The 22,918-nt window shown below is 65.2% G+C and carries 20 protein-coding genes; 14 read left to right on the plus strand and 6 right to left on the minus strand.

From position 1 onward, the window contains the following. The first annotated feature begins 4 nt into the window (after positions 1-4). On the plus strand, positions 5-1,597 hold the full coding sequence (locus OG225_RS13125) for an AMP-binding protein (RefSeq protein ID WP_405181911.1): 1,593 nt from the start codon (positions 5-7) through the stop codon (positions 1,595-1,597). A 209-nt stretch (positions 1,598-1,806) separates the two neighbouring features. Here OG225_RS13125 and OG225_RS13130 read toward each other — a convergent pair whose 3' ends face one another. Genes OG225_RS13130 through OG225_RS13140 form a run of 3 tightly spaced genes read right to left on the minus strand, consistent with a single transcriptional unit; the run spans position 1,807 to position 5,668 of the window. After that, the gene (locus tag OG225_RS13130) at positions 1,807-2,901 is read right to left on the minus strand and encodes an NAD(P)-dependent alcohol dehydrogenase (RefSeq protein ID WP_405181912.1); all 1,095 of its coding nucleotides are present in this window, start codon (positions 2,899-2,901) and stop codon (positions 1,807-1,809) included. Positions 2,902-2,943: 42 nt separating this feature from the next. Beyond that, positions 2,944-4,194, minus strand: a complete 1,251-nt coding sequence (locus OG225_RS13135; protein WP_405181913.1) for a cytochrome P450 — start codon at positions 4,192-4,194, stop codon at positions 2,944-2,946. A gap of 58 nt (positions 4,195-4,252) precedes the next feature. Further along, positions 4,253-5,668, minus strand: coding sequence for an aldehyde dehydrogenase family protein (locus OG225_RS13140; protein WP_405181914.1), 1,416 nt, complete (start codon positions 5,666-5,668; stop codon positions 4,253-4,255). Positions 5,669-6,008: 340 nt separating this feature from the next. Between OG225_RS13140 and OG225_RS13145 the strand changes: the two genes are divergently transcribed. Together OG225_RS13145 and OG225_RS13150 are read left to right on the plus strand one after the other, a co-directional pair. Beyond that, a complete protein-coding gene (locus tag OG225_RS13145; RefSeq protein ID WP_405181915.1) occupies positions 6,009-7,241 on the plus strand; it encodes a TetR/AcrR family transcriptional regulator in 1,233 nt (410 codons plus the stop codon). 117 nt (positions 7,242-7,358) lie between these two features. Beyond that, complete coding sequence (locus OG225_RS13150) at positions 7,359-8,162, plus strand: thioesterase family protein (protein ID WP_405181916.1); 804 nt, start codon at positions 7,359-7,361, stop codon at positions 8,160-8,162. Positions 8,163-8,173: 11 nt separating this feature from the next. On the opposite strand, the gene OG225_RS13155 is transcribed toward OG225_RS13150, so the two are convergent. Together OG225_RS13155 and OG225_RS13160 are read right to left on the minus strand one after the other, a co-directional pair. Then, complete coding sequence (locus tag OG225_RS13155; RefSeq protein WP_405181917.1) at positions 8,174-9,139, minus strand: acyl-CoA dehydrogenase family protein; 966 nt, start codon at positions 9,137-9,139, stop codon at positions 8,174-8,176. After that, positions 9,132-10,292: an acyl-CoA dehydrogenase family protein gene (locus tag OG225_RS13160; protein WP_405181918.1), complete on the minus strand. Its 1,161-nt coding sequence runs from the start codon at positions 10,290-10,292 to the stop codon at positions 9,132-9,134. The genes OG225_RS13155 and OG225_RS13160 overlap by 8 nt, the downstream gene beginning before the upstream one ends. Before the next feature lie 161 nt (positions 10,293-10,453). Between OG225_RS13160 and OG225_RS13165 the strand changes: the two genes are divergently transcribed. From OG225_RS13165 to OG225_RS13180, 4 genes are all read left to right on the plus strand, one after another. Next, positions 10,454-10,912, plus strand: coding sequence for a Zn-ribbon domain-containing OB-fold protein (locus OG225_RS13165; protein ID WP_405181919.1), 459 nt, complete (start codon positions 10,454-10,456; stop codon positions 10,910-10,912). Beyond that, positions 10,905-12,050 (plus strand): thiolase family protein, encoded by a 1,146-nt coding sequence (locus OG225_RS13170; RefSeq protein WP_405181920.1) that lies wholly within the window; start codon positions 10,905-10,907, stop codon positions 12,048-12,050. Before OG225_RS13165 ends, OG225_RS13170 begins: the two co-directional genes overlap by 8 nt. 40 nt (positions 12,051-12,090) lie before the next feature. Next, positions 12,091-14,229, plus strand: a complete 2,139-nt coding sequence (locus tag OG225_RS13175) for an acyl-CoA dehydrogenase family protein (RefSeq protein ID WP_405181921.1) — start codon at positions 12,091-12,093, stop codon at positions 14,227-14,229. Between the two features lie 124 nt (positions 14,230-14,353). Then, entirely contained in the window at positions 14,354-15,370 is a 1,017-nt protein-coding gene (locus OG225_RS13180; RefSeq protein ID WP_405183261.1) for an LLM class F420-dependent oxidoreductase, read from the plus strand. Between the two features lie 117 nt (positions 15,371-15,487). On the opposite strand, the gene OG225_RS13185 is transcribed toward OG225_RS13180, so the two are convergent. Beyond that, positions 15,488-16,300: an enoyl-CoA hydratase-related protein gene (locus OG225_RS13185; protein ID WP_405181922.1), complete on the minus strand. Its 813-nt coding sequence runs from the start codon at positions 16,298-16,300 to the stop codon at positions 15,488-15,490. A gap of 83 nt (positions 16,301-16,383) precedes the next feature. On the opposite strand from OG225_RS13185, the gene OG225_RS13190 reads away from it, so the two are divergent. From OG225_RS13190 to OG225_RS13220, 7 genes are all read left to right on the plus strand, one after another. Then, positions 16,384-17,607, plus strand: a complete 1,224-nt coding sequence (locus tag OG225_RS13190) for a CaiB/BaiF CoA transferase family protein (RefSeq protein ID WP_405181923.1) — start codon at positions 16,384-16,386, stop codon at positions 17,605-17,607. A 31-nt stretch (positions 17,608-17,638) separates the two neighbouring features. Then, positions 17,639-18,835 carry an acyl-CoA dehydrogenase family protein gene (locus OG225_RS13195; protein WP_405181924.1) on the plus strand — a complete coding sequence of 399 codons (1,197 nt, stop codon included), beginning with the start codon at positions 17,639-17,641 and terminating at the stop codon, positions 18,833-18,835. A gap of 82 nt (positions 18,836-18,917) precedes the next feature. Beyond that, positions 18,918-20,081: an acyl-CoA dehydrogenase family protein gene (locus OG225_RS13200; RefSeq protein WP_405181925.1), complete on the plus strand. Its 1,164-nt coding sequence runs from the start codon at positions 18,918-18,920 to the stop codon at positions 20,079-20,081. A gap of 27 nt (positions 20,082-20,108) precedes the next feature. Continuing rightward, positions 20,109-20,855, plus strand: coding sequence for a 3-oxoacyl-ACP reductase FabG (fabG, locus tag OG225_RS13205; protein WP_216913187.1), 747 nt, complete (start codon positions 20,109-20,111; stop codon positions 20,853-20,855). 163 nt (positions 20,856-21,018) lie between these two features. Next, positions 21,019-21,660 carry a TetR/AcrR family transcriptional regulator gene (locus OG225_RS13210; RefSeq protein WP_216913185.1) on the plus strand — a complete coding sequence of 214 codons (642 nt, stop codon included), beginning with the start codon at positions 21,019-21,021 and terminating at the stop codon, positions 21,658-21,660. 63 nt (positions 21,661-21,723) lie between these two features. Further along, complete coding sequence (locus OG225_RS13215; protein WP_405181926.1) at positions 21,724-22,500, plus strand: enoyl-CoA hydratase/isomerase family protein; 777 nt, start codon at positions 21,724-21,726, stop codon at positions 22,498-22,500. Further along, positions 22,493-22,900 (plus strand): nuclear transport factor 2 family protein, encoded by a 408-nt coding sequence (locus OG225_RS13220; protein ID WP_405181927.1) that lies wholly within the window; start codon positions 22,493-22,495, stop codon positions 22,898-22,900. The genes OG225_RS13215 and OG225_RS13220 overlap by 8 nt, the downstream gene beginning before the upstream one ends. Positions 22,901-22,918 lie beyond the last annotated feature (18 nt).

Below are 22,918 nucleotides of genomic sequence, written 5' to 3' on the forward strand. Positions count from 1 at the left end.
ACAGGTGGAACCCATTTACGATGATCCGAGTCTTCGCGACAACGGTGTCTACGCCTGGGGTAGGCATCACCCCGAGCGGACGGCGCTGATCAGCGACACCACCGGTGAGACAGTGTCGTTCGGGCAGTTGCTGCGGCGTGCGAACAGCATCGCCAACCAGTTGCGCTCGATGGGGATCGGCCAGGGCGACACCGTCGCCAGCTGGCAGAACAACGGCATCGCGCAATGGGAGTTCTTCGCGGGTGCACTGCAACTCGGCGTGCTCGTGGTTCCGATCAGCACTCATCTGACCGGCGCGGAAGCCGAATACATCTTGCAGGACTCCGGTGCGAAGCTGCTGGTCGCCTCCGACGATCTGGCAGGGAACATCGAATCGACCGGTGCGATATCGGCCGATAGGCGTTTTGTCGAGGGCGACGCTGTGGACGGTTGGCGGCCGTACCCGGAGTTGCGTGATTCCGGGGCCGTCGATGCGCCTGACGAGCGCATGGCCGGTTCGTTCATGTATTACACCTCGGGCACGACGGGGCGGCCCAAGGGTGTCCGGCGTGCACTGCTGCGAATCTCACCGGAGGTTCTGGCGACGGGCGCGGCGTTCTTCCTCGCCAAATTCGGGGTCGAGGGCGATCCCGGTGTCGCGATGCTGTTTTCACCGGGCTACCACGCCGCGCCCGGCGCGAACACGTGGAACGCGCTCAACAGAGGTTTCACGGTCGTAGTCCTCGATAAATTCGACGCCGAACACGTCTTGCGTTCGATTCCGAAGTACGGGGTGACGCTGATCAACGCGGTGCCGACGCATATCCATCGCATGCTGGCACTGCCGGAGGATCTCCGCGCCGGACTGGATCTGTCCAGCCTGCGCCAGATCCTGGTCGCGGGTGCGAAGTTCGCGCCGCCGCTCAAGGCGCGGGCGATCGAGTACTTCGGCCCTGTGGTGTGGGAGTCCTTCGCTGCCACCGAAGGTTTCGTGTGTTGTGTGAGTCCGCAGGAAGCGCTCGAACGTCCGGGAACGGTGGGTCGGCCGGATCCGGAATCGATCCGCATCCTCGCCGAGAACGGCGAAGTCGCCGCGGTCGGCGACAGCGGGGCGATCCACTTCAAGTCTCTCGGTGGCACATTCGACTATCACAACGACACGGAGAAGACCGCGAAGAGTGTGAGCTCGGACGGTTTCATCAATTGCGGGGATCTGGGCTATCTGGACGAGGACGGTTACCTCTACATCCAGGATCGGCGGGTGGACCTGATCATCACCGGCGGCGTCAATGTCTATCCGGCCGAGGTCGAACAGTTGCTCGCGGAGCATCCGGCCGTCGCCGACGTCGCGGTGGTCGGGGTGCCCGACGAGGAGTGGGGCCAGAATGTCGTGGCCGCTGTTCAGCTCGATCCCGGTTTCACGGCGAGTGATTCGCTCGCCGAGGAGATCCGCGCCTTCTGCAAGGAAGGACTCGCGGGTCCCAAGGTGCCGCGCGCGATCGTTTTCGAATCAACTCTGCCGCGTACGGCTACCGGGAAGATGCGTCGCAACCAGGTTAGGGACGCCCTGGTGAACGCTCGCGCGGAGTCGGCCGACTCGGCCGACTCGGTGTCCTGACGTCGCTGGGACCTTACACCCGACAACGTCCCCGGCTCTCCGAGGAGAGCCGGGGACGTTGCACTATGTGAAAGGGTTCGCGGTCCGGATATCGGTATCGTCGCAGGAAGTGCGGGCGCCGATCATTCCGTGCCGCCGGACCACGAAACCGTCGTCACGGCCCCAGGAACAGTCGCTCGCACGGCAGGCATAGTTGGGGCGGTACTCGATCAGGGCATGACGATGATCGGTTTGACCGCGGCTCCCGCGACCGCGTCGGCCTCGGCACGTGAGATGTCGGACAGATCGTAGGTGGTGATCATCCGATCGAACGGGAAAACGCCTTGCTGCCACAACTCGATCAGGCGGGGGATGAAGTTCTGCGGCACGGCACCGCCCTCGTAGTTGAAAGTCACCGACTTGCCGGTCAGTTCGGAGGGGTGCAGCGTCAGCATTTCCATGCCGGATCCGACGAGGACACACGTGCCGGGGCGGCGCAGGACCCGGACGGCGTTGGCCATCACCGTGGCGACGCCCGTGGTGTCGAAACTGAAGTCGAATCCACTCGTATCGCCGCGAACGGCCGTCACGACATCGTCTGTCGCGCCGTCCACCGCACGCGTCGCGCCGAATTCCAGGGCGAGAGCCCGCCGTTCCGGGTTGAGATCGACCGCCACGATTTCGCCCGCGCCGGAGAGTTTGGCCGCCATGATCGCCGAGAGTCCCACGGCCCCAGCACCGAAAACAGCCAGAGACTGCCCCGCGCTCAGGCGCATCACGTTCAGTACCGACCCCGCGCCGGTCTGTACGCCGCATCCGAGCGGGCCGAGCTTCTCGAGTGGGACGTCGCGGCGAACCTTCACCAGATTACGTTCGGTCGCCAGCGCGTATTGCCCGAACGAAGACTGCCCGAACCACCGGTTGGTGACCGGTTCGCCCGCGGCGTCGTGTGCTGTGCGACGGCCATCCGGCGTCAGGCCGACGAGGTTGCGTGCCTCGAATGCCTCACAGTCCGTGGGGCGTCCGCCGCGGCAGGCCGTGCAATTGCCGCACGAATCGAAGCTGAGCACCACGTGGTCACCCGGCTCGACGGAGGTGACGCCGGGCCCGACCTTCTCGACGATGCCCGCGCCTTCATGGCCCAGGACCACGGGCAGGAACTGCTCGCCGAGCAGTCCGCTGCGCCCGATCAGGTCGGTGTGGCAGAAGCCGGTGGCCACGATGCGGACCAGCGCTTCCAGTGGACCGGGGTCGTCGAGGTGGATCGACTCGATCGAGAACGGTGCCGCGGGGTCGCGGAGTACGGCGGAGAGCGACGTGGTCACTGGCGTTCCTTTGGTATTCGGTGTGCGAGAGCCGGGACAGGTTCAGCTGATGCGCGCGGGAAGGGATTCGATGCCGTTGATGAAGTTACTGACCAACTGGACGGGTTCGCCGAACTCGATCTTCGGGACACGGCGGAGCAGTTCGCCGATGATCGAGCGCAGCTGGACCTTGGCGACGTTGTGGCCGAGGCAGTAGTGCACGCCGCCGCCGCCGAATCCGACGTGGCGGGTGCGCGGTCTGGTCACGTCGAACACGTTGGGATCGGGGAAGACTGTCTCGTCACGATTGCCGGAGCAGTAGAACATGACGACCTTGTCGCCCGCGGCGATCTGCTGTCCGCCGAGTTCGACGTCCACCGCCGCCGTGCGCGCGAACTGCAGGACCGGGGTCGCGTGCCGGACGAATTCCTCGACCGCCTGGCCGATCGCACCGTCCAGATTGTCGATCAGCCAGTCGCGCTGAGTGGGATTCTCGCTCAGCGACAGCATGGTCCTGGTCGTGGTCTGCTTGGTGGTGTCGTTACCCGCCACGCTCATCAGCAGCATGAAGGCGCCGATGTGATCGTCGGTCAGACCTTGCCCATCGATGCGGGCCTCGACCAGATTCGTCATCAGATCGTCGCCGGGGTTCTTGCGCCGGAAAACCGCGAGATCCTTGGCGATGGTGAAGAGATAACCCGCCTCCTCCATGAGTTTGAGGAGCTTCGCTTCACCCTCCAGTCCGGCGACGTCGAGTCCGCCGACGAGGTTCTCCGCCGCGCGGGCCACCCGCTTGCGTTCGGATTTCGGGACGCCGACCATGTCGGAGATGGTCTCCATCGGCAGGCGCGACGAGCAGCGCTCCACGAAATCGATATCGCCCGCGCCGATCAGGTCGTCGACGATGGCCTCGGAGTTCGAGATGATACTCGCCTCGATGCCCTTGATCTGCTTCGGGGTGAAGGCCGCGTTCACGAGCCCGCGGTAGAGGGTGTGTTCCGGCGGGTCCATGCCGAGGAAGAAGCTGGCGGCCGCACCGGCGGGATCCGCGGGGTCCATGGTGGTGCCGTACTTCGATTGGAACACTTCGCTGTTCGTGCTGACGGTGGTCACGTCGGCCGCGCTCGTCACCGCCCAGAAACCCTGCTGGTCGTGCGGTGAGTGGTAGTCGGCGGGCGGATGCCAGCTGACCGGCGCCTCGGCGCGCAGCCTGGCGAAGGACTTCTCGCGTTCGGCGAACGGCTGAGCCCAGAACGCGGTCGACGAGATGTCGATATCGGTCGTGAACGGATGGCTGGTACGGAACAACTCCATGATCATCTTTCTTTTCAGGCTGCGGTGTCGTGGTTACGTGGATGCGGCTCCGTGGTGCTCAGCCCGGTCGGGCCGAGACCGTGACCGCCTGGAACTGGGTGAATTCGTCGAGTCCCCATGGGCCGTTCTCGACGCCGATCCCGCTCGACTTGGTGCCGCCGAACGGCATGTCGGGTCGCACGCCGCTGCCGTGTGCGTTGATCGACACCTGGCCGCAGTCGAGTTGTCCGGCGACTCGCAGCGCATGCTCGGTGTCCGCGGACCATACCGACGCTGTGAGCCCGTACGGGGAGTTGTTCGCTCGCGCGATGGCGGTGTCTATGTCCCGATAGGCGACGATCGGCAGCGCGGGGCCGAACTGCTCTTCGTCGACGACTCGGACGCCGTCCTCGATGTCGGCCAGGATGGTCGGCTCGTAGAAGTACCCGGGCCGATCGATCGGCGCGCCTCCAGCCGCGGCCCGCGCACTGTATTTCAGGGCGTCCTCGACCAGTGCGGAAACCCGTTCGTATTGGGGAAGATTGCAGATCGGGCCGAGTTGCACATCGGGCGTTGTTCCCGAGCCGACGCGGACACCACGGGCGTATTCGGCGAGGGCATCGACGACATCGTCGTATATCCGTTCCGGTGCGTAGACACGCTTGATGGCCAGACAGACTTGACCGTTGTTGTCGAACGCCCCCCAGAACAGGCGCGGTGCGGCCGTCACGAGGTCGACGTCATCGAGCAGAATCGCCGGGTCGTTCCCTCCCAACTCGAGCGTGACCCGCTTCAGGTCGGTCGCCGCGCTCGCCGCGATCGCTTTTCCTGTCGGCGTCGACCCGGTGAAGCTGATCTTGCGGGGCACCGGATGCGCGACCATCATCGCTCCCAGCGGGTCGCTGCCCGTGACGACATTGAGCACGCCGGGGGGCAGTGCCCGCGCGAGCGCCTCGGCGAATGCGAGCGTGGACAGCGGAGTGTACGGAGAGGGCTTGAGTACGACCGTGTTGCCCGCTCGCAAGGCCGGCGCGAGCTTCCAGGAGGCGAGTGCGATGGGGAAATTCCACGGTGTGATCGCCGCGACGACGCCCAGCGGTCTGCGGATGACCTCGGCGTGACCGCGGGCATCGTCCTGTACGACCTGTCGGGGAACCTCGAGGTCCGCGAAATAGTTGAACCACGACGCCGCGCCGCGCAACTCGAGCCGCGCCCCGGCCAGTGGTTTGCCCTGCTCGGCGGTCAGCAGGGCGGCGATGCGCTCGGAGTCGGCTTGGACGGCCCGGGCGGCGGCCCGCAGAGCGGATCGGCGATAATCGTCGTCGAGCCGCCACGAGGTCAGCGACTGCTGGGCGGCGTGCATCGCGCGATCGAGTAGTTCGACCGTGCACTCGGGCGCTTCTGCGAACGGCTCACCGGTCGAAGGATCGTCGACGGCGAAAGTGGCCTTGCCGCTGACTATCTCGCCATCGATGAGCATTCCGAGGGAGGGCAATGGGGTTCTCCTTGATCGCGCGACCGCGCAGCGGGGCAATGACGTGAGCCCGGCCGGCGAGTGAGTGAATCGGTGATACCGCTCACAGAGACTAACAAGACTTAGGTTCTCATTTCAATACGTCGCTGATTGCTAACTGTAATGGGCATACGTCGCGCGGTTACGCGCGCCCCCACTTATTCTCCGAGCGCCGTGTCGCCCCTCTGGTGGACCTGGGAAAGGCCTGACTGGCCTGTTCGGTGGAGCGAAGGGATATCATGTGTCCAAGTCGAGGATTCCTCGGTTCGCCCGAGGGCGGTCATCGAGCAAATCGCCGGGCTGCGAGACGGAGGGTGTGAAGATGGCTTCGGTGCGTGCGGGGCGTCCGGACAAGACCGCGGTTCCTCGTTTCGATGGCGAGTTGGTCCATCGGCGCGGTCGCCGTCAGCAGATCGTAGACGCCGCGTTCGAATGCCTGGCCGTCGGAGAGTTCGACCGGATCAAGATCGATGATGTGGCGCGTGCGGCAGGTCTGGCGAAGGCGACGCTGTATCGCTACTTCGCGTCCAAGGAGGCGCTGTACTCGATCGTGCTCCGCGAGTGGTCGGACGCGCACGACCTGAGGACGACCTCGGCCGCCGGTCCCGAGCGGGCCAGGATGCGCGCGCACTCCATGATCGACGCCTTCGCCGACAGTCAGCAGTTCTTTCGTCTTGCCGTCGCGCTCTTCTCGAGTTCCGATGCCGTGGTGAAGGCCGAACTCTCGAGTGTCGGTGCACGTACGTACCACTATTTTCATGACGATTTCGCTGATCTGACCCGGGTGACACCTCACGACGCCGCGATCATCATGCAAGCGATAGTGCACTCGGCCGTGATGGCCGCCGTCTACCACGGCGCCGCATTCGCCGATGCCCACCACCTCGTGGACCAGGTCGTCCGGCTCGTCGTCGGTTCTCCGGTCTCGCCCACTGCGGGCGATCACGTAGTCAACACTGACGCGCGCGTGGCGATGTCCGCCGAGATGCCCGCGTTCAAGAGGCGACGTAGACAGCAGATCGTGGACTGCGCGAAGGAGTCTCTGCGTGCGAATCCCTACGAGAAGATCCATGTATCGAACGTGGCCCAGGACGCGGATGTCGCACTGGGAACCCTGTATCGGTACTTTCCGTCGAAGGAAGCTCTCTACGCCGAAGTGATCCGTGACTGGTTCTCCAGCAGTGGATTCTCGTCCTCGTTGGACGATCTGCCGGCCGAGTCGCGAGTGGGGGTGCGAATCCGGGTGGCTCTCGACGCCTTCGAAGCCGATCCGGAATTCTTCAGGGTCAACGTGTTGCTCCACTCGATCGGCGACGAACTCGTCCAGCCGGTCCTGGGAGAGGTGATCGCCTCTGCGCGAGCGATGTTCATTCGCGACCTGTCCGCGCTCGGTGTGCCGAATCCGGCCGATGCCGCGACGATGCTGTGGTCGCTGCTCGGTTCGCTCACCACGGGTGTCGTCTCCTATAACAGGACCTTTCCGGAGGCAAGAAGAGTGGCCGAGGTCTTCGCGACGTTGATAGTGACGAGCGCCGACGGCGGGACCGAAAACTAGAATCGAGTTCTTGATAGTATCCGGCGAGAGTCCTAGCTTCGGATCGGGCGATGCCGCCACCGGGTGTACGTGAGATGCCTTGGTGCAGAACGATCTACATTCCGAGAGGTATCACTGATGGGCGATGCGTACTATGAACTGCTGGAAACAGGCGAGCACGGTGAACATCTTTCATCGGCTGATCTGACCCGAGGTACCTGGGGTGATATGCAGCACGGTGCTCCACCCTGCGCCCTGCTCGTACGCGCGCTGGAGAACTGCGAACCTCGCCCGGATGCGCGCCTGAGCCGGATCGTCGTCGAATTGCTCGGTCCGGTTCCAGTGGCTCCGGTGTGGGTCTCCGCGCGAGTGGAACGTCCCGGGTCGAAAATCGAATTGCTTGCGGCGGTGATGAGTTCGGTGGACCGCACGGGCGAGTTGCGTCCGGTGGCGCGCGCATCCGCCTGGCGTATGCGCCGGACCGACACCACCGAGATCCAGCGGTCCTTCGATGAGCCGTTGCGTCCCGTGGTCGAAGCGGCGACGTGGGCCGGGACCCAGCGCTTCACCACCGGCTATGTCAGCACTCTCGACTGGCGATGGCTGACGAAGCCCAACGACAGCGAGGGCGCGGGCGAGTCCTGGCTTCGATCGACGGTCGATCTCGTCCACGGAGAGAAGATGTCACCGCTGCAGAAGCTGTTCGCGGTGGCCGACAATGCCAACGGAGTCGGCTCGAAAGCCGACATCCGTCGGTGGACCTTCCTCAATACCGACATCACCATCCACCTCTACCGGGTACCGGAGGGGGAGTGGATCGGGATCCGTGCCGATGTGGGCTACGGACCCGACGGGGTCGGCGCGACGATCGGCACACTGTTCGACCAGCACGGCCCCGTAGCCGGTATCCAGCAGGCGGTGCTGCTACAGCGCCGTTCGTGAGCGAGACGCCTTCACACCAGATCCATGAGTTCGAGCAGTTCGGTGCTGTCGTTTCCGGTGCGGAGCTCACGCCCGATGGCCGCGACCAGATCGGCTGACGATCCCGCGACGGAGTCGAGGGTGAGAACTCTGCGGTGCAGTTGGTTCACCGAGTATTCCCACGTGAAGCTGATCGCGCCGGTCACCTGGGTAACCGCCTGGACCACGGTGTGCCCGACGCGTCCGGCCATCGCCTTCACCGCTCGCGCCAGTGCGGCATCGAGTTCGCCGTCGACGGCGCGCTGCACCGCCTGATCGAACAAACACGCCAATTGGTAACGGTCGGCGGCCGCCCAGGCGAGGATGTGCTGGATCGCCTGGTAGCTTCCGATGGATTGCCCGAACTGTCGGCGGGTTTGCACGTAGGCGACCGCGTCGTCGAGTAGGCGGTCGCACACGCCGAGGATCTCGGCGGCCGCGCCGAGCCGGGCGCGCGCCACGAGATCGGCGCGGAACTCGGACGCGAGAGGTTCGGGCGCGAGGACGGTGCCGGGGTTGGTCGTGAGATCGATGATCGTCAGATAGTCATCGGCCTCGTCCGCGGGATGGCCCGCGCCGAACGGATCCGTGACAAGGACGAGTCCGGTGCCGGGGATATCGGCGACCGCATCGGTTCGCGCGGTTGCTCCAGGAACAACGAATCGTGTTGTGCTCAAAGAGAATCCGGCGACAACGCGACGTTCGTCGGAAACTCCGCCCCACGCCGGTCGCGGGCCTGTCAGCGCGAACCGGCCGAGGACATCGGTCCGGCCGCCGTGATAGCCCTGGGCCTCGAGAAAGGCCAGGACGGGCCGCGGATCGTCCTGGCCGGAATGTGGCACGAGCAATTCGTCCAGTCCGAACGCCTCGACCGCAGCGTCGTCGTCGAGGCGACCGAAAATCGGCAGCGCCGCTTCCCGAAAGGCGACGTACTCGTGTGGCCGGAGTGTCTCAAGCATTTCCGAGTCCCAAGATATGACGCGCGATGGTCATCAACTGCATTTGTTGAGATCCTCCGTAGATCGTGACGATCCGTGAGAACAGGTACTCCTGCTGGAGAATCGAGTCTTCGTCGGAATCGTGCGGGAATGCCACGCGTGCGCTGTCGATATCGCGCAGGGCGTTGTATACGGTCTGCTCGGTGCGTGTGGTGAGCAGCTTGTTGAACGCCGAATCCGGGCCGAGTTCCTGCTCGCTCGCCTCGCGCGCGAGCAGGTTGATCGCCGTGGAACGCACCCCGAGCAACTGCAGCGCGGCCTCACCGACCTGCCGATCAGAGTTCTCGCTCATCGATTTCGACGAGGACTTCAGGTTCTCGCGGAAACCGAGATGCCGCACCCACGACAGCGTGCCTCGTTCATGGGCCAGCAGATACATCGACGCGCGCCAGCCTCCGCCGACCTCGCCGACTATCTGATGCGGTGGAACGCGGACTCCGTCGAAGGTCACCTCGCCCAGTTCGTCGTTGCCGTTGGCCTGGCGGATCGGGCGCGCGGTGACGCCGGGTGCGCGCAGGTCGATCGCCATCATGGTCAATCCGCGATGACGCTCCTCGGGAGTGCCGGTACGTACCAGCGCCAGACACCACCGCGCGTACTTCACCCAGCTGGTCCAGATCTTGGCGCCGTTCACTATCCAATCGGTACCGTCGAATTCGGCGCGTGTCCGCAGTGAAGCGAGGTCCGACCCCGCTTCCGGCTCCGAAAACCCTTGCGCCCACGACTCGCTGCCGTCCAGGAAGGTGGGCAGGACCGCGCGCGTGAATTCGGGGTCGGCGTAGCGGACCAAGGTCGGCGCGACGATCTCGAGATGTTCGAACACGGTCGGGCCACCCCACCCGGCGCGGAAGAGTTCGTCGTACATCGCGGCGCGGTGCAGGATCGTGCCACCGTGACCCCCGGCCTCCTCCGGCCATCCGATGCGACCCCAACCCGCCTCGTAGAGAAGTTCGCGAAGTCGCCGTGCCTTCTCGACGCGCGCGTCGTAGTCCGCGCAGGCGGGCAGCAGGGGAGCGAGATCGGATTCGCTTGCCGCCATCCAGTCGCGGAACCGGTCGACGAAGTCGCGGAGACTCGATTCGTGCACGCGGGCGTAGACGCCGTCGGTACCCAAGAATCCTCCACTGTTCGTGTGCCACTTTCATTGATTTCGACGTCAGTGTAGAATTTGGATAACTGCTTGCACAAGGCGAACGAGAACACGGACTTCGCCGCCAGTTCCGACGACAGTTCCCGGATGAGCGCACGGCGCACACCGGTGAGAAAGGCGCGCTCATGGAGAGCCGGAAACCCATTGCCGAGGATCTGTTCACCTGGCCTGCCGAGAGCCCTTCGCTCATCGCCGGGCGTTGCTCGGATTGCGATACCGTGGCGTTCCCATTCCGGGACAGCTGCCCGCGGTGCGGCCGGACCGCGATCGGAAAAGAACTGCTGGAACGTGAAGGCATCCTCTGGTCCTGGACGTCTCAGGGTTTCCGGCCCAAGGCGCCCTTCTCCGGCAATCTGCTCGGCGGCGGCACCGACACCTGGTACGTCGGATTGGTCGAGATCGGCGGCAAGATCAGGGTCGAGAGCCTGCTGAGCAATGTCACCGAGCAGGATCTCGAGATCGGGATGCCCCTACGTCTGACCGTGATTCCCTTCCGCGAGGAGGAATCGGGCGACACGGTCGTCACTTTCGCATTCGAGCCCGCGGGCGACGCCGCGGAAACCACGGAGGTCACCAATGCCTGACGTCGCGATCATCGGGGTCGGCCTGCATCCCTTCGGCCGCTTCCCCGGTAAACCGGCACTGGAGATGGGCGCGTACGCCGCGCGTATGGCCCTCGCCGACGCGGGGGTCACCTGGCCGGATATCCAATTCGCCGTCGGCGGCAGCTTCGAGGTCGACCAGCCCGATGCCGTGGTCGCCCAGCTCGGCGTGACCGGGATTCCCTTCACGAATGTCTACAACGGCTGTGCCACCGCGGGCAGCGCACTGGCGGTCGCCAGTCAGACGATCAAACTCGGTGAGCACGGTCTCGGGCTCGTGGTCGGCCTCGACAAGCACGAGGGCGGCGCCTTCACCTCCGACCCCACCGACTACGGCTGTCCAGCCTGGTACGGCGAGCTCGGATTGTTCCTCACCACGAAATTCTTCGGAATGAAGATCAATCGGTACATGCACGATCACGGCATCACTCCCGAGACACTCGCCACGGTAGCGGCGAAGAACTACCAGAACGGGGTGCTCAATCCCAACGCGCACCGGCGTAAGCCGTTGAGCGTCGAGGAGATACTGGGATCGCGGATGATCAATCATCCGCTCACCCAGTACATGTTCTGCAGCCCGGACGAAGGTGCCGCCGCGGCGGTCGTCTGCGACGCGTCGATCGCGCACAAGTACACCGACACTCCGATCTATCTCCGCAGCGTGGTGACCCGGACCCGCCGTTTCGGCGCCTACGAGGTACACACTCCGGCGACGTCCACAGACAACATCCCGGCCCCGACCGTCGACGCGGCGCGTGCGGCCTACGAGATCGCCGGTATCGGACCCGAAGACGTGCGGATCGCCCAGTTGCAGGACACCGACGCGGGCGCCGAGGTCATCCATATGGCCGAGGTCGGCCTGTGCGCCGACGGGGAACAGAACGATCTCATCGCGCGGGGAGTGACCTCGTTGCGGGGATCATTGCCGGTGAATACCGATGGTGGTCTGATCGCCAACGGCGAGCCGGTCGGCGCGTCGGGCCTGCGGCAGGTCTACGAACTGGTCACCCAGATGCGGGGCCGCGCCGGGGAGCGACAGGTCGAGGGAACCCCCTCGGTGGGGGTGGCCCAGCTCTACGGGGCACCCGGTGTCGCCGCGGTGTCGGTCCTGAGCCGATAGTCAACCAGCCAGAAGTCAGACAGAAGGACCACGGAAACCCATGAGCGGTAGCGCGCAAGCTCTCGATCGCGAAGAACTCCGGCTATTGGAGACCACGGCGAGGAAGGTCTTCGAATCCAATGCCGGGCTCGAGGAACTCGGAGAACTCGGGTTCACCGGCCTGTTGACTCCCGAGTCGAGTGATGGCGACGGGTGGCGGGTAGTGGAGGCGTCGGTGGTCGCCAAGGAGTGCGGCCGCGCGCTGAGCCGGACACCGTGGGCCGTGACAGCGGTGGCCGCCGCCGCTGTCGCCGCGGTATCGGACGATGTCGCGCCGGTTCGTGAGTTACTCGCCGGGACCAGTGCCGCCGCGCTGGCCCGCGCGAACGCGATCTCGGGCCGGGTCTCTGTCGTCGGGGCCGCCCGTCCCGAGGTTCTGCTGATCTCGGGCACGTCCGATCTCTTCGTGGTGCCGAACGCTTCGACCCTCACGGTCGAGGAGGTGGCGGACGGGCTCGACACCACGAGAGAACTGGCCTTCATCACCCTCGACGGCGCGGCAGGTGAAACTCTCACCCCCGAGGACACGCGCAGATTGCGCGCCGCTCTGGTCCTGCTGCTGTGCGCCGACAGTGTCGGTGCGCTCTCCGGCAGCGTCGAACTGCTCACCGAACATCTGACCGGCCGCGACGCCTTCGGCCAGCCGTTGGCTTCCTTCCAGGTGATCGCCCATCGGCTCGCCGATCTCGCGGTGCTCATCGAAGCCGCCGACGCCTTGACCAGCAGTGCGGCGGCATCCCTCGCCGCGGGGGAGCCGCACGCCGAGCAGCTGGTCGAACTCGCGCACGGTTATCTCGCGCGCCGGTGCGCCGCCGCGCTCGACGACTGCATCCAACTCGCGGGCGGCATCGGATTCACTTGGGAATGGCGTCTGCATCACGCGATGCGCAGGGTTCTCGTCAACGCGGCGCAACATCCCACGAATACCGACGTCGTCGCCCTCCTCGGTGCGCTGACCGCACGGACCGATGACGGCAGCGATCCGGCCGACTTCCGTCACCGGGTTCGCGAAGTGATCGCCCGGCACCGCCCACACGAGGCCCGCGAAGGACACCGCGCTCCGGAATCGCCGGAACAGGAACGCGCACTGCGCGATTGGTACAGAACCCTGTACGACGAGGGGTTGCTCGGCGCCAGTTGGCCATCGGTGTGGGGTGGTCGCGAGGATTGGGAACCTCGCCAGGATCTCGTGCTGACCGAGGAATTGATCCGCGCGCGTGCGCCGCGGCCGATCGATCAGGTCGGACTGGCGAGCCACGTGCTGCTGGAATTCGGGACCGACGAGCAGAAGCGCAAACACCTTCCCCTCATTCGCGAGGGGCGAGATATCTGGTGCCAATTGTTCAGCGAGCCCGGCGCGGGAAGTGATCTGGCGGGAATCACAGCCCGTGCCACCCGGCGCGAAGACGGCAGTTGGGTACTCGCCGGCCAGAAGACCTGGACCACCGACGGCCACTGGGCGCAATTCGGTCTCGCGCTGCTACGGACGTCGACGGAGACGAAACGGCACGCCGGGATCACCGCCTTCATCGTGCCGATGGACTCGCCGGGCCTCGAGGTCCGGCCCAAACCGACGATCGGGGGCGCCTACGAATTCAACGACGTCTTCCTCGACGGAGTGGTACTCGCGCCGGAGCAGGTCGTCGGCGAGGTCGGGCGGGGCTGGTCGGTGGCGATGTCCGGTCTCGACCTCGAGCGTTTCACGGTCGGCGCCAATGTCGTACTGCTCGAACTCCTGCTGACCGATGTCCGCACGGTCGCCGAGAACGTCGGTGCGGACGGGGACAGACTGATCGATCGCGCCGACATCGCAGCGCGGATCACCGATCTGATATCTCAGTTCGCCGCCGCGAAATGCTTCCTGGATTCGCATATAACCCGGGCGCTCGCGGGCGTCGAGGGTGAAGCCGAGGCTCCGATCGCGAAAATCTTGTACAGCGAGACATACAACCGCATCGCGCGATTCGGCGTCGAGATAGCCACCGCCCATCAACCGCTGCCCGCCACTGCCGCGGGCGCGGCCCAACGGCTCCAGGACGCGTGGCTGTGGTCGCGTGCGTTGACGATCTCGGGCGGCAGTTCGGAAGTGATGCGCAACATCATCGGCAAGCGGCGGCTGCGGCTGCCGAGCGCCCGCTGATGCACCGAGAGAACATCCGCCCGATCGTGCGGGCGTCCAATTTCCCACGCCGCAGGCCCGAGGCCGGTTCGCGGCGACTTCGAACCGAGGTGAAATCATCGTGCCCGCACTCCGATTGGCAGTCATGCTCCCGTCGAGTACCGATGTCGACGAGGCAGCGCAGCTCGCACGCACTTATGAGGACGCGGGAGTGGATATCCTCGCCGTCCCCGAGGCGTACGGAGTCGACGCGATCAGTTGGCTAGGCTACCTCGCCGCGATCACCGATCGGGTCGAGTTGATGGCACAGGTTCTGCCCATCTTCTCGCGCACCCCCGCCCTGACCGCGATGACAGCGGCGGGGCTCGATCGGGTGTCCAAGGGTCGATTCTCTCTCGGGCTCGGTGTCAGCGGCCCCCAGGTCGTCGAAGGCTGGCACGGGGTCGTCTACGACGCGCCGCTCGGTCGGACCCGCGACGTGATCGAGATCTGCCGCAAGGTCTGGCGCCGGGAACGTCTGCAACACGACGGGGCCCGCTACCGCATCCCACTGCAGGGCGGCACCGGACTCGGGAAGCCCCTCAAGATCGTCGACGCGCCCCTGCGTTCCCGGATCCCGCTGTATGTGGCCGCGCTCGGCCCGGCCAACACCGAGCTGGCAGCGGAGTTGGCCGAGGGCTGGGTGCCGTTCCTGTACATCCCGGAGCGCGCCGACGCCGTATGGGGTGAGCCGATGGCACGAGGAGCGGCAAAACGCTCGACTGAACTCGGTCGGCTCGAGATCGTTGCGGGTGGTCCGATGGCCGTCGGGTCCGACGTCGTCCACAAGCGCGAACTCGATCGAGATCACCTGGCGCTCTACGTCGGGGGAATGGGCGCCCGGGACAAGAACTTCTACAACACCGTTGTCCGCAAATACGGTTTCGAAGCGGAAGCGCGTGAGGTTCAGGACCTGTACCTGGCCGGTCATCGTGAAGAAGCGGCGGCGAAGTTGCCCGATGCGCTGCTGGAGGGAACATCGTTGATCGGTGACAAGAGTTATCTGAAAGATCGGCTCGCCGCCTACCGAGAGCACGGGGTGACTGTCATCCAGGTGCAGCCGGTGGGCGACGACCCCGTGCGCGATATCCGACTCTTCCGCGAGATCCTCGACGATTGCTAGTCGATCACCGAGCGGAATCGTGAAACCGGCGCCCGGCAGCGAATCGGCCGGGCACCTCCTCGGTGCGATCCGCTCCCTGTCGATACGACAGCGGCCGGACAGCTGATCGCGTGGATATCAGCCGCGCCCGGACAGAATCTGATCGATGGCGGCGCGATGTTGCGGGGTTTCCAGTAGCCGGACATGCCAGTGCACTTCGGCGTCCGCGGCGGTGGCGAGATCGGCGCGGTTCGCCACCGCGATGTTGCTCTTGATCGCCTCCAGCGCCGGCCGCGAGCGTTCGGTGAGCGCCTCGACTCGCTTCCGCACACCCGTGGTGAAGTCGCCGTCGGCGAACACGGCGTTCACCAGGCCGAGATCGAACCCCCGCCGCGAGGAGATCGGCTCGGCGAAGTACAGCAACTCCTGGGCGCGCGATCGACCGACGAGTCTGTTCAGCAGCCAGGTCGCGCCGAAATCTCCGGCCAGTCCCACCGCCGAAAATCCCGGACGGAGTTCAGCGGATTCGGTGGAATACCGCAGGTCGCAGGCGAGGGCGAGTGCCATACCCGCTCCGACGGCATGTCCGTTTAGTGCCGCGACTGTCGGTTTGGGAAAGTCCCACAGGCGCACCGAGGTGGTGCGTTGGCTCGAGATCTGCCGTGCGATTCGGCCGTCACGATCATCGACGGGGCCGAATATGCTCTCCCCGCGCGCCAATGTCTTGATGTCGCCGCCCGCGCAGAATCCTCGGCCGGAACCGGTCAGCACCACGACGTGGACGCGGTCGTTCTCGGCGGCCCTGTCCAAGGCTTCCGCGAGCATGTCCAGCATCTCGAGTGACAGCGCGTTGCGCTGGGCGGGCCGATTCAAGGTGAGCGTCAGGACACCGGAATCCATCGATTCGAGTAGTGGTGCCGACTCCGGCACCTCACCTGTGCTATCTGTCACCGCCGCCTCCAAGTTTTGACATTGACGTCGAGATTATAGTTTGCCACCATGGTGGTCAATGCCGAATGGACACGGGAGGTTGTATGCGCACGGGTGCGGACAGCGGGGACGATCCTCGCGCTGCGGCGCCGTTGGCCGGTACTGTCGTCGTCTCGTTCGAGCAAGCTGTCGCGGCTCCCTATTGCACCCGGCTTCTCGCTGACCTGGGCGCGCGAGTCATCAAGGTCGAGCGCCCTCGTACCGGCGACTTCGCTCGTGACTACGACAGCGAGGCGAACGGGATGGCAACGCATTTCGTCTGGCTGAATCGCAACAAGGAGTCGATCGTGGTCGACTTCAAGGCGGCGCGGGAGAAGGTCGTGCTCGAGGCGCTGCTGGACCGCGCCGATGTCGTGGTGCAGAATCTCGCACCCGGTGTGGCACGAGGTCTCGGCATCGACGCGGGGACCGTGGTGGCCGCGCGGCCCTCGGTCGTCGCGGTCGACATCTCGGGATACGGCACCGGCGGACCGCTCGACAATCGGCGGGCCTACGACCTGCTGGTCCAGGCCGAGGCCGGTTCGTGTGCCATGACGGGAACCGCTGACGCACCTGCGAAACCCGGGATTCCGATCGCGGACGTGGGAGCGGGCCTACAGGCGGCGGTGGCGATTCTCGCGGCACTCAACGCGCGGAACAGGTCGGGCAGAGGTACCGCGATCCAGGTGAGCCTGTTCGATTCGGTGACCGACCTCCTGGGATTCGGGCTACTGCACGCGGCCTACACCGGCACCGAACGCCCGCCCAACGGCTTGAGTTCGCCGGTCGTATCCCCCTACGGAGCCTACCCGACTCGTGACGGGCGAACCGTAGTCCTTGGAACCACCAATGATTCTGAATGGCAACGACTCTCGGCCCTGCTCGATCGACCCGACCTGGCCGCCGCCCCCGAGTTCGCCTCCAACCCCCAGCGGTGCGAGCATCGCGCGGAACTCGACGCGGCGATCACCGCCTGGACCCGGACACTGGATCTCGACGAGATCTGCGCACGTGCCGACGCCGCGGGCATCGGCAACTCGGAATTCCAGCGGGTCAGCGACGTCGTCGACCATCCGCAGCTCGTCGAGCGCGGACGGTGGCGCGAGGTCGACTCACCGGTGGGACCGCTGCGATCGCTGCTGCCCGCCTTCGTCGGAGCCGGATGGCCCGACCTGTTGAACCCGGTACCCGCCCTGGGCGAGCACACCGCGGCAATTCTGGCCGAATGCGGGCTGAGCGACGAGAGTTCGTCCGCCGGAGCCGCCAACGTTTCGCCCGTGGACGCGTAGAGCGCCACCCGGGCTGCACTGGAGGAAAAAAATGCCCAAACTCTGTGCGACAGAGGGACTGACCGATGTCCAGCAGGACATCCTGAAAGCGGTGCGGACCTTCGTCGGTGAGCAGATCCTGCCGGTCGCCACCGAACTCGAACACGCGGACGAATACCCGACCGAGATCGTCGAACAGATGAAGAAGCTGGGAATATTCGGACTCACCATTCCGGAGGAGTTCGGTGGCCTCGGGGAATCGCTGCTCACCTACGCGCTTGTGGTCGAGGAAATATCGCGTGGCTGGATGAGCGTGAGCGGCATCATCAATACCCATTTCATCGTCGCGTATCTGTTGCTGCAGCATGGCACCGAAGAACAGAAACGGCACTATCTGCCGCGGATGGCGACCGGTGAGGTTCGAGGCGCGTTCTCGATGTCCGAGCCGGAGCTCGGTTCCGATGTGAGTGCCATCAAAACCACTGCGACGCCGCGAGACGGTGGCTACAGCATCAGCGGGCAGAAGATGTGGGTGACCAACGGCGGTTCGGCCAATTTGGTCGCCGTACTGGTGCGGACCCCCGAGGGCAACGACAAGCCACACCGCAACCTGACGACATTTCTGGTCGAGAAGGAATCGGGTTTCGGAGAGACCGCGCAGGGCGTCACCGTTCCCGGCAAGATCGAGAAAATGGGCTATAAGGGCGTCGACACCACGGAGCTCTTGTTCGACGACCACCGCATCAGCGCCGAACAGATTCTCGGGGGTGTGCCGGGACAGGGCTTTTACCAGATGATGGACGGAGTCGAAGTCGGGCGGGTGAATGTCGCCGCCCGCGCGGTCGGTGTCGCCACGCGTGCTTTCGAACTCGGAATCTCCTACGCTCAGCAGCGTCGGACCTTCGGAAAGAAGATCGCCGAACATCAGGCGATTCTGTTCCGCCTCGCCGAGATGGGTACGAAGGTCGAGGCCGCGCATCAAATGGTCGTGCGCGCCGCCCGTATCAAGGACTCGGGCAATCGCAACGATCTCGAGGCCGGCATGGCGAAGTACCTCGCTTCCGAGTACTGCCGCGATGTGGTCGAAGATTCGTTCCGTATCCACGGGGGATACGGATTCGCCAAAGAGTTCGAGATCGAGCGCTTGTATCGTGAAGCGCCGATGCTGCTCATCGGTGAAGGCACTGCCGACATACAACGCATGATCGTGGGTCGGCGTCTTCTCGAGGACTACGCGCTTCCCGGCTGAGCAATAAGGAAACCCGTGTTCGCCCGAGCCGTGAATCCGGGCCGCAGATCGTCCTCCGTACAAAGAAAGTGACGGCATTCCCATGTCGGAAGTGAGCTCCGAAGACTTCGCCCCGATCCTGGCGCAGGTGCGTCAGTTCGTCCGGACCCGGGTCGTTCCTCGTGAACAGGAAATCCTCGACACCGACGCGGTGCCTGCCGATATTCGCAAGCAAGTCGCCGAGATGGGTTTGTTCGGCTACGCGATCCCACAGGAATGGGGTGGGCTCGGCCTCGATCTGACGCAGGACGTCGAACTCGCCATGGAATTCGGCTACACCTCGCTCGCGTTGCGGTCGATGTTCGGCACCAACAACGGAATCGCGGGCCAGGTTCTGGTCAACTACGGTACCGACGAGCAGAAGCAACGATGGTTGGAGTCGATCGCCTCGGGCGATGTGGTCGCGTCGTTCGCGCTGACCGAACCGGGCGCGGGCTCGAATCCGGCGGGACTGCGCACCAGGGCGGTGCGCGACGGTTCCGACTGGGTGATCGACGGTCAGAAGCGGTTCATCACCAACGCCCCGTGGGCCGACCTGTTCGTCGTGTTCGCGCGTACACGGCCGGCCGATGATTCCGGCCCCGGCATCGCGGTATTCCTGGTGCCCGCCGAGAGCGCGGGCCTCAAGGTCGGCCCGAAGGACAAGAAGATGGGGCAGGAGGGAGCCTGGACCGCGGATGTCACCTTCAACGGGGTTCGGATGCCCGCGGCCGCACTTGTCGGAGGAAGCGAAGATGTCGGCTACCGCGCGGCGATGAGCTCACTCGCGCGCGGACGGGTGCACATCGCCGCGCTCGCGGTCGGATCGGCGCAACGCGCGCTCGACGAATCCGTCGCCTACGCGGCGTCGGCCGAACAGGGTGGGACGCCGATCGGCGACTTCCAGTTGGTGCAGGCGATGATCGCCGACCAGCAGACCGGCGTCATGGCGGGGCGCGCTCTCGTCCGTGATGCCGCCGCCCGATATGTCAGCGGCAGTGACCGTCGGATCGCCCCGTCCGTGGCGAAGCTCTTCTGCACCGAAATGGTCGGCAACGTCGCCGATCTCGCGGTCCAGATCCACGGCGGTACCGGCTATATGCGTGACGTGCCGGTCGAGCGAATCTACCGCGAGGTACGCCTGCTGCGGCTGTACGAGGGCACGAGCGAGATTCAACGGCTGATCATCGGCGGTGGACTCGTGCGAGCCGAACAGAAATCCAAGTGACAGTTATTCCTCTGAATGGAGTTCGACATGACCCGACCACTGCTGGCCGACCGCACCGTGGTGATCACCGGTGCGGCGCAGGGAATCGGCTACGCGATAGCCGAACTGTTCGTAAGCGAGGGCGCGCGCGTCGTCCTCGGTGATCTGGACGGCGACCTCGCCGCCGTCGCCGCCGAGAAGCTCGGCGGCGCTGCAACAGCACTCGGCGTGGCCTGTAACGTCACCGAGTCCGCGGACGTCGACGCGCTTCTGTCGGCGGCCGTCGATACGTTCGGGTCTCTCGATGTCGTGATCAACAACGCGGGCATCACGCGAGACGCGACGATGCGCACGATGACCGAGGAGCACTTCGACCAGGTGATCTCCGTGCATTTGAAGGGAACCTGGAACGGAACCCGCAAGGCCGCGGCGATCATGCGCGAGGCCAAGTCCGGCTCGATCGTGAACGTGTCATCGATCTCGGGCAAGGTGGGGATGGCCGGACAGACCAACTACTCCGCCGCGAAGGCGGGCATCGTCGGGATGACCAAGGCAGCGGCCAAGGAGATGGCCCACCACGGCGTTCGGGTCAACGCGATTCAACCCGGGCTGATCCGGACTGCGATGACCGAGGCGATGCCGGAGCGGATCTGGGAAGAGAAGTTGGCCGGTATTCCGATGCAGCGCGCGGGCGAACCCGCTGAAATCGCGTCTGTGGCACTGTTCCTGGCCTCCGATCTGTCGTCGTACATGACCGGGACCGTGCTCGAGGTCACCGGTGGCCGCTTCATGTGAGTCCTCGGCGTCCGCCTTCATCGACGCCGATCCGCGCCTCGCATCGCGAATGTGATCGACGCCGGGAAGACACATGTCGCGGGTTGTGGCGATATGCGGCGCAGTCGCTACGCTGCGGTTCGGCGGTCTCTGGATGAGCGCACGCCGGAGAGGAGAAGTTTCGATGGATGCCGTGCCGCGTTCGGCGAAGGGCCGTCGTACTCGTGCTCGCTTGCTGGAGGCGGGTAAAGGCGTGTTCGAGCGAGACGGGTTCCTGCAAGCCCGGATCACCGATATCGCGAACGAGGCCGAGGTATCGCACGGTGCGTTCTACCACTACTTCGACTCCAAGGAATCGCTGTTCCGTCAGATCGCCGAGGAGGTCGAGGTTCGCCTCGTGTCGATGGACGACATCACCCACGAGAGCGATCACAAGGGCGGTGCCGTCGAGCGGATCCGCGCGGCGAACCGCTCGTATCTGCTGGCCTACCGTCGAGAGGCCAAGATCATGCGGGTGATCGAAGAGGTCAGCCGCTACGACCGAGACGTGCGAGCGGTGCGGACCAAACGCGACGACTACCTGGGGCTCCGCCTCGAATCGGCGATCGCTCGCCTGCAAGCGGACGGATCCGCGGATCCGCGGATCGACAAACGTTACGCGGCGATGGCCCTCGGTGGGATGGTCGCCCGGTTCGCCGAAACGATGTTCGTCGGCGGTGCTTCATACGACCTCGACGAGGCCGTCGAGCAATTGACATTGCTCTGGGCCAACTCCCTCGGTATCGACTCGGGCGATCCACGGTCCGATCGTCCGCACGCCGAGTAAATTTTTGTAATTGACGTCGACCAATATTTTCTGGCAGTCTGACAACGGTACGAGGAGGTGCCCATGCCCGCAGGTGATGTCCTGCTCATCGAACAAGACGACGATGGTGTCGCGCTTGTCACCCTGAACCGGCCCGACGCGTTGAACGCGGCGAACGAAGAGTTGCACGTCGCGGTTTCCGCGGTGTGGGGTGAACTCGCCGCCCGGCCCGGTCTGCGCGCGGTCGTCCTCACCGGGGCGGGCAAGGCGTTCTCCGCCGGTGGGGATCTGCCCCTGCTCGACCGGATGACCCGCGACCTCGAACTGCGCGCGCGGATCATGTCCGAAGCCGCGACTCTCGTGCGCGATCTGACGAGCTTTCCGGTACCGGTCGTTTCGGCCGTCAACGGACCCGCTGTCGGACTCGGTTGCAGCCTCGCCTCGCTGTCCGATCTGGTCGTCATGGAGCAGGATGCGTACTTCGCGGACCCGCACGTGATGCTCGGACTCGTGGCCGGTGACGGCGGTGCGCTGACGTGGCCGCTGAACATGGGCCTGCAACGTGCCAAGGAATGGCTGCTGCTCGGCGGTCGGATGTCGGCGGAACAGGCGTTGTCCTACGGTCTGGCGAACCGTGTCGTCGGCCCCGGCGAAGCTGTCGACGAGGCGCGCAATCTGGCGAGGAAACTGATCGCGCTGCCCCCGCAGGCCGTGCGGGAGACCCGCAGGGTGCTCAATCAGCCGCTGATCGCGCGGATCGAGACGGCCCTGGACGACATTCTCGCCGCCGAGACCCGATCCTTCGACGAGCCCGCGTTCCGGGCCAATCTCGCAGGCATGATGAGCCGTGGCCGTGGCTGAGGCCGCGCTCACGGCCGAGGACCGTCGAGCTATCGATGACCTGCTGTCGGCGTACGCTCTGCGGCTCGACGTCGACGATATCGATGGCGCCTCGGCGCTGTTCGCCGAGGACGGCGAATTCGAGACCTACGGCCATGTGTTCGCCGGTCGCGCTCGAATTCTGCGGATGTTCGCCTCGGCGCCCAAGGGATTGCACCTGGCCGGGAGATCGACGGTGACGCCGAGTGCCGACGGTGCCGACGCGCGGATGCAGTTGGTCTTCTTCCCCGCCGACTCGGCTCCCCGCCGGCTCGCGGTCTACGACGTTCGCGTCGCCCGATCCGGCGACGGGAACTGGGTGATACGACGGATGGAATGCCGATTCATGAATGGCGAGGGGATCCTGGCCACCGAGCCATGACCCGACGAAAGAAGTGAA

It is taken from the genome of Nocardia sp. NBC_01377 (assembly GCF_045040005.1).
GTDB lineage: Bacteria > Actinomycetota > Actinomycetes > Mycobacteriales > Mycobacteriaceae > Nocardia > Nocardia noduli.